4 protein-coding genes are annotated in these 6,277 nt (G+C 67.5%); 1 reads left to right on the top strand and 3 read right to left on the bottom strand.

The annotated features are described in order from the left end of the window. The first annotated feature begins 154 nt into the window (after nt 1-154). Nucleotides 155-535: a sulfite--cytochrome C oxidoreductase subunit B gene (locus tag ACP5M5_RS14125; RefSeq protein ID WP_427938403.1), complete on the top strand. Its 381-nt coding sequence runs from the start codon at nt 155-157 to the stop codon at nt 533-535. A gap of 15 nt (nt 536-550) precedes the next feature. Here ACP5M5_RS14125 and ACP5M5_RS14130 read toward each other — a convergent pair whose 3' ends face one another. From ACP5M5_RS14130 to ACP5M5_RS14140, 3 genes are read right to left on the bottom strand one after another with little or no spacing between them, the layout of a single operon-like run. Then, nucleotides 551-3,718 (bottom strand): error-prone DNA polymerase, encoded by a 3,168-nt coding sequence (locus tag ACP5M5_RS14130; protein ID WP_427938405.1) that lies wholly within the window; start codon nt 3,716-3,718, stop codon nt 551-553. Further along, on the bottom strand, nt 3,715-5,238 hold the full coding sequence (locus tag ACP5M5_RS14135; RefSeq protein ID WP_427938407.1) for a Y-family DNA polymerase: 1,524 nt from the start codon (nt 5,236-5,238) through the stop codon (nt 3,715-3,717). The genes ACP5M5_RS14130 and ACP5M5_RS14135 overlap by 4 nt, the downstream gene beginning before the upstream one ends. After that, on the bottom strand, nt 5,153-5,899 hold the full coding sequence (locus ACP5M5_RS14140; RefSeq protein WP_427938409.1) for an ImuA family protein: 747 nt from the start codon (nt 5,897-5,899) through the stop codon (nt 5,153-5,155). Before ACP5M5_RS14140 ends, ACP5M5_RS14135 begins: the two co-directional genes overlap by 86 nt. Between the last annotated feature and the right edge of the window lie 378 nt (nt 5,900-6,277).

The following is a 6,277-nucleotide window of genomic DNA, read 5'->3' on the forward strand; positions in this document are numbered from 1 at the left end:
GACGCCGACAGCACGCGGGCCATGCCGCCTTCTCGTGCGAGCCATCAATGCCAAGGGCGAGCAGCAGCCGCTCGCGGTGAACTGGAACCCGGGCGGCTTCATGTACAATCCGGTCGAACAGCTTACGCTTTCGGTGGTATGAGGGAGAGCCGCCATGTTTCGTATGTTTACAATCGCGCTGGCCCTCCTCGCGGCGGTGACGCTGGTGTGGGCGGAAGAACCCGCGCCCGTCGCGCGCCCGACTTTCGACTGGACCACCAAATCCTTTGATCTCCCGAGCCGCGGGGCGCTGTTTCAGGGATCGGGCGCTGCTCTCCTCAATCAAGACTGCCTGATCTGCCACTCGGCAATGTTCGTCGATGAACAGCCCGCTCTTCCCGCCGCCGCCTGGCGGGCAGAGGTTCTGAAAATGAAAAACGTTTTTGGCGCGCCGGTGGACGAGAAAGACATCGCTGACCTTGTTGCAGCGCTGACGGCGCGGCATGGAACGGCGCCAGACGCCGCGCCAGCCAGCGATCTCGGCGGCGGCGGATGAAGAAGGCGGCTTGGGTTAGTGGAAATTCCGGCTTTTGATGCGAAGCTCGCCGGGAGGCTCGCACCCCATGGCGAGATCATCGGCGCCGATCGCGGCGAGAACGTTGGAAAGATCGGCAATTTTATGAACGATGAGGTGAACGACCTCGCCTTCGCGCTGAACGACCCCGCGTGCCGCAAGCATCGTTGCCGACAGGATCACGCGCCGGTTGGCTTCGAACAGCTTTGGCCAGATCACCAGATTGGCGATCGCGGTTTCATCCTCCATCGTGACGAATAGCACCCCCTTGGCGCTGCCCGGGCGCTGGCGCACCAGGATGAGGCCAGCGGTTTCGCACCATTGGCCATCGCGCGCGGCCATCGCCTCGGCGCAGGTGACGAGGCCGCGCCGGCGGAGATCGGCGCGCAGAAACGCAACTGGATGGGCGCGCAGCGACAGGCCGAGATGATCATAATCCGCCACCACCTCGCTGCCTTCGGTCATCGAGCGGAGGGTGATGTCAGGCTCGGCGATTTCGGGCACAATCTCGCCAATGCTGGCGTCGGCAGCAGCAAACAGCGGCAGCGGCGCCGCGCCCAAAGCCTTGATCGCCCAGAGCGCCTCACGCCGCGCGAGGCCAAACGCCGGGCGAAAGGCATCGGCGGCGGCCAGCGCCAGCAATGCCGCGTGCGGGATACGCGCGCGGCGCCAAAAATCCTCGACCGAGGCAAACGGCGTGTCGGCGCGCGCGGCGATGATCGCGGCGGCATGGGCATTGGCGAGGCCCTTGACCATGCGCAAGCCAAGCCGCACCGCAAGACGCGCCTTATTCCCCGTCGGTTCCAGAGTGCAATCCCAGCGCGAGGCGTTGAGGGAAACCGGGCGCACCTCGACCCCATGAGCGATAGCATCGCGCACGATTTGCGCTGGGGCATAAAACCCCAGCGGCTGGGCGTTGAGGAGGGCGGCGCAAAACACGTCGGGATGCCAGCATTTCAGCCACGCCGAGGCATAGGCGATGAGCGCGAAGGAGGCCGCGTGGCTCTCAGGAAAACCATAGGCGCCGAAGCCTTCGAGCTGGCGGAAGGTGCGCTCGGCGAATGCCTGCTCATAGCCGTTGGCGATCATCCCCGCGATCAGCCTGTCGCGAAACACCGAGACTCCGCCGCGCTGTTTGAAGGTTGCCATCGATTTGCGCAATTGATCCGCTTCCCCCGGCGTGAAGCCAGCGCAGACGATGGCAACCCGCATCGCTTGTTCCTGAAACAACGGCACGCCGAGGGTTTTGCCAAGAACGCACGCGAGTTCCGGCGTTGGATAGGCGACCGGCTCGCGCCCTTCGCGGCGGCGGAGATAGGGATGGACCATGTCGCCCTGAATGGGCCCCGGCCGCACGATCGCGACCTGGATGACGAGGTCGTAATAGGTGCGTGGCTTGAGGCGGGGCAGCATCGCCATTTGCGCCCGGCTTTCGATCTGAAAAGTGCCGAGCGTGTCGGCGCGGCGGATCATCGCGTAGGTGCGTGGCTCTTCGGCGGGGATGCTGGCGAGATCGAGCGCGATCCCTTTGTGGGCGGCAAGCAGATCGAGCCCGCGGCGAAGACAGCTCAGCATGCCAAGCGCCAGGACGTCCACTTTCATGAAACGCAGCGCATCGATATCGTCTTTGTCCCACTCGATGACCTGACGGTCGGCCATCGCCGCGGGCTCGATCGGAACGAGATCGTCGAGCCGGTCATGCGTGAGCACAAATCCGCCAGGGTGCTGGCTCAGATGGCGCGGGGCGCCGATGAGCTGGCGGGCGAGAGCGAGTGTCAGACGCAAGCGCCGATCTCGAGGATTGAGGCCCAATGCCGCAATCTGCGCATCGCTGATCTCAGCATCCGACCATCGTGATAGCTGGGTTGCGAGCAGCGTGATGATATCTTCGGAAAGCCCCAGGGCTTTGCCGACGTCGCGCAGCGCCGCACGTGCGCGATAGCGGATGACAGTCGCGCAAAGCGCGGCGTGATCGCGGCCATAGGTATCGAACACCCATTGAATAACCTGTTCACGCCGCTCATGCTCGAAATCGACGTCGATATCGGGAGGCTCGCGCCGCTCCTCGGAGATGAAGCGCTCAAACAGGAGATCGTTGCGGTCAGGGTCGATCGCGGTGATGCCAAGACAATAACAGACCGCAGAATTGGCGGCCGAGCCGCGCCCTTGGCAGAGAATGCCTTGCGATTTGGCAAAACGCACGATGCTGTGGACAGTGAGGAAATAGGGCGCGTAGGCGAGCTTTTCGATCAGCGCCAGTTCATGCCGCAGAATTGCCTGCACCTTTGCCGGAACCCCTTCCGGATAACGCGCAGCAGCCCCCTTCCAGGTGAGATCGGCGAGCGTCTCCTGCGGCGTGAGCCTGGGATCGTCGCGCTCCTCGGGGTATTGATAGGCGAGTTCGTCAAGCGTGAAGCGGCAGTCTTGCATGATCGCGAGTGTGCGGGCGAGCGCTTCGGGATAGCGGGCAAACAGCCGGTGCATCTCTGCCGGCGGCTTGAGATAGCGATCGGCGTGGCGCTCGCGCCGGTCGCCGAGATTATCGATGGTGACATGATGGCGGATGCAGGTGAGGACATCCTGCAAGCGCCGCCGTCCGGGTTCGTGAAACAGCACGTCATTGGTGACTACGGTCGCGACCCGCAGCGCAGCCGCGCAGGTGGAAAGTTCCCACAGCCGAAGCTGATCATTGGGCCGCCGCTGAAGCGTGAGCGCGAGATGGGCGCGAGCGCCGAAGAGCTCACGCAGTCTTCGCAAACGCGCGCGCAGCGTGTCATCGGCGCGATCGGGGACAAGGACGGCGATCAGCCCCGCGGCATGGGCGGCGAGATCGTCCCAGGTGAGATGGCATCGCCCTTTGCCGCCGCGGCGCTTGCCCAAGGAGAGCAGGCGGCAGAGCCGGGCATAGGCGGCGCGGTCAGTCGGATAGACGAGCACCGCGGCGCCATCGCTAAGATCGAGCCGGCAGCCGACGATCAGGCGAACACCGCTCGCTTTCGCTGCTTCGTGGGCGCGCACGATCCCGGCGAGCGTGTTGCGATCGGTGATCGCGAGCGCAGCAAGGCCAAGGGTTGCAGCGGTTGCGAATAGATCCTCGCAGGAAGAGGCACCGCGCAGGAAACTGAACGGCGAGGTCACCTGCAGCTCGGCATAGCCCGCGGTCATGCGAAAATCCCGTGCAGGAACCATTGCTGCGCGCCGCTCGCGGCATCTTCGCCGTCGCCGGCGCGGAAAATCCAGAACCGCGCGCCGACCTCGTCCTCGATGCGAAAATAATCCCGCACCGCCGCCAGTTCGGCGTCACGCTTCCACCATTCGCCGAGTATCCGCTCTGGCCCGTCGGCGCGCGCAACCCGCCGCCGCTGGCCGCGCCAGGTAAAGGCGAGCGGCGGATGATCGGGGAGCAAGGCAACGGTTTCGATCCGCTCCGGCGGCGTGAAAAGCCGCGCCGGGCGTGGCCATCCGGCTGGCCAGGTGGTCCCGGTCGCGGGGGCGAGGGGCGGGATGCGGCGCACGCTCCGCTCCGGCACGTCGCTCATCACCGGGGCGGCGCGATAGACCCGCTCGGCGCCGATGCGGTTGGCGAGCACGTCGATCAGATCGGCGATATCCGGCGCCGGCGCCGCGATCAGCGCGGATGCGCGTTGGGTTGCGGCCAGCGGTTCGGTAAGCGAAGCGGCCAGCGCCAGGGCCTCGATCCCGAAGCCGGGGTCGATAGTCTCGATCTTCTCGCTGAGAAGCCGGGACAAATGTTTAGGGTCACGAAGCGGCCGGGCAGTGCCGATGCGGATCGCCTGGGCGGCGCGATCGACGCGATGGCAGAGGAGGTCGAGCCGGCGGGCGCCGAGCCCCTTGGCTTCCAGCGCCACGGCAAGAGGCCGGGCCAGAGCGGCGATGGCGGCGGCGATGGTCTCGGCGGTGGCGATCGGTTCGGCGAAATGGCGGCGGACCTCGATCAGCTCGGGCGCCCGGACCGGAGTGATCGGTTCGGCGAGCCGCCCGAGTGCTTGGTCGAGCCTTTGCAGAAGCTCCGGCCCGAAGCGGCGCGCGAGGGGCGCGCGCGGCTGCGCCATGAGATCGCGGATGCGAAGAAAGCCGAGCGTTTGCAAAGCGGCGACCAGCGCCGGCGAAAGGCGGAGGGCCGCGAGCGGCAGGGGCGCGATGGCAGCAGCCGTGTCACCGATGGGCGCCACCGTGATCGGCCGCGCCGCATGACGCGCGAGCGCGTGCGCTGCCCCCCAGGTGTCGGCACTGGCGGCGCGGGCACTGATCCCGGCGGCGGCAAGACGCGCGCGCATGGCGGCGAGCATGGCCTCTTCGCCGCCATGGAGATGATCGGCGCCGGTGGTGTCGATGACGATGCCATCTGGCGGATCGGCGGCGGCGAGCGGCGCGTAATGGCGAAGCGCCCAGAGCGCGAGCCGCTCGAGTGCGGCGGCATCGGCCGCCGGATCGGCGCGCGCGGTGACGAGGCCGGGGATCAGCGCCCGCGCCTTGGCCACCGCCATGCCGGGCCGCAGCCCCACCGCCGCGGCCGCCGCATCGGCGGCCAGCACCACCCGCCGCCCGCCTTCCTGGCCGATGAGGGCCAGCGGCCGCTCACCCGGCGGCGCCGCGACGCCCGTCCGCCGCCGCCAGCGGTCGGTCGGCCAGTGCGGCAGGAACAGCGAGACGACCCGCGTCATCGCACGCCTCCACTTCAAACTCGGCAGTTTCTCCCGCCCGCGCGCGGATCAGCGCGACCAGCCAGCGCGGCCGGCCAACCCCCGGCACCGGCAGCGGCGTCGATGCCAGCACCGAGACCCGCCACTGCGTCTCGGCCGCGCTCGGCGCGAATGTCGCCGCCTCGCTCTGGCGCCGCCAGCGGTGCAGCACGAGGCCGAGGGTGCCGGTGCCTTCGGCGGCGATCTGCAGCCGGCGCGAGGCGGTCATCGAGAGCCGCGCGACTTCGGCGACGACAGCGCCGAGCCCGCCATGGCGCAGCCCCTCCTCGGCGCAGGCGAGCGCTGTCTTGTCGTCACCCGCTTCGAGATAAATCACCCGATCGGGGCCGAGCCCGGCCTCGGCCAGCGCCGGCGCAAACAGATCCGGCCGCGCGAGACACCACAGCACCATGCCGCCGGCGCGGGCGGCGATGCCGGCGGCAAACAGGGCCGCAGCGGCAGCATCGATCGCCGCATGGCCGCCACCGGCGATCTCATGCACCGCCCCATGCGCAAGGCCACCGCCGCGCAAATGGGCATCGATCGCCGCGATCCCGAACGGCAACACGGCCCGCCCAGGCCGGCGCCCCTCAAGCGTCTCGATCCGCGCGCGCAGAGACTCGATGGCGGAAAGCGGCCGCACGGGTGACGTTAACCTCTTACAAATGGGAAAAATGTTCTCTTATTGTTCTCACCGACATGGGCCCGAGTCAAGCCCGCTATGCTCGGGGAAAGGGGGGTGACGGAATTTTGGAGTGCGGAGGAACGACCCAGGCGTGGTCATGGCAAGTGATCGCGCACCTTTGTCGTAAGGCAGAGGCAGCGATGAGGCACGGTTTTGCCCATCCCGGGCATTGACATCGTCTCCAGGCAATCTCATGGTGCATTGCACAAAGACGATGCGACCCAGATTTAGGCCGCACCGCCATCTCCGCCGCTCCCTCCGCGACCGCCAAAAATGGCCGGCGCTGCGGCCCCAGGCGCTGCGGCCCCAGGCGCTGCGGCCCCAGGCGCTGCGGCC

It is taken from the genome of Acidibrevibacterium sp., from assembly GCF_049965395.1.
Classification (GTDB): domain Bacteria; phylum Pseudomonadota; class Alphaproteobacteria; order Acetobacterales; family Acetobacteraceae; genus Acidibrevibacterium; species Acidibrevibacterium fodinaquatile.

Excerpts from the sequence above, each read along its gene's own strand:
- ACP5M5_RS14125 (WP_427938403.1), top strand. The coding sequence starts at position 155 with ATGTTTCGTATGTTTACAATCGCGCTGGCCCTCCTCGCGGCGGTGACG.
- ACP5M5_RS14130 (WP_427938405.1), bottom strand. The coding sequence starts at position 3,718 with ATGACCGCGGGCTATGCCGAGCTGCAGGTGACCTCGCCGTTCAGTTTC.
- ACP5M5_RS14135 (WP_427938407.1), bottom strand. The coding sequence starts at position 5,238 with ATGACGCGGGTCGTCTCGCTGTTCCTGCCGCACTGGCCGACCGACCGC.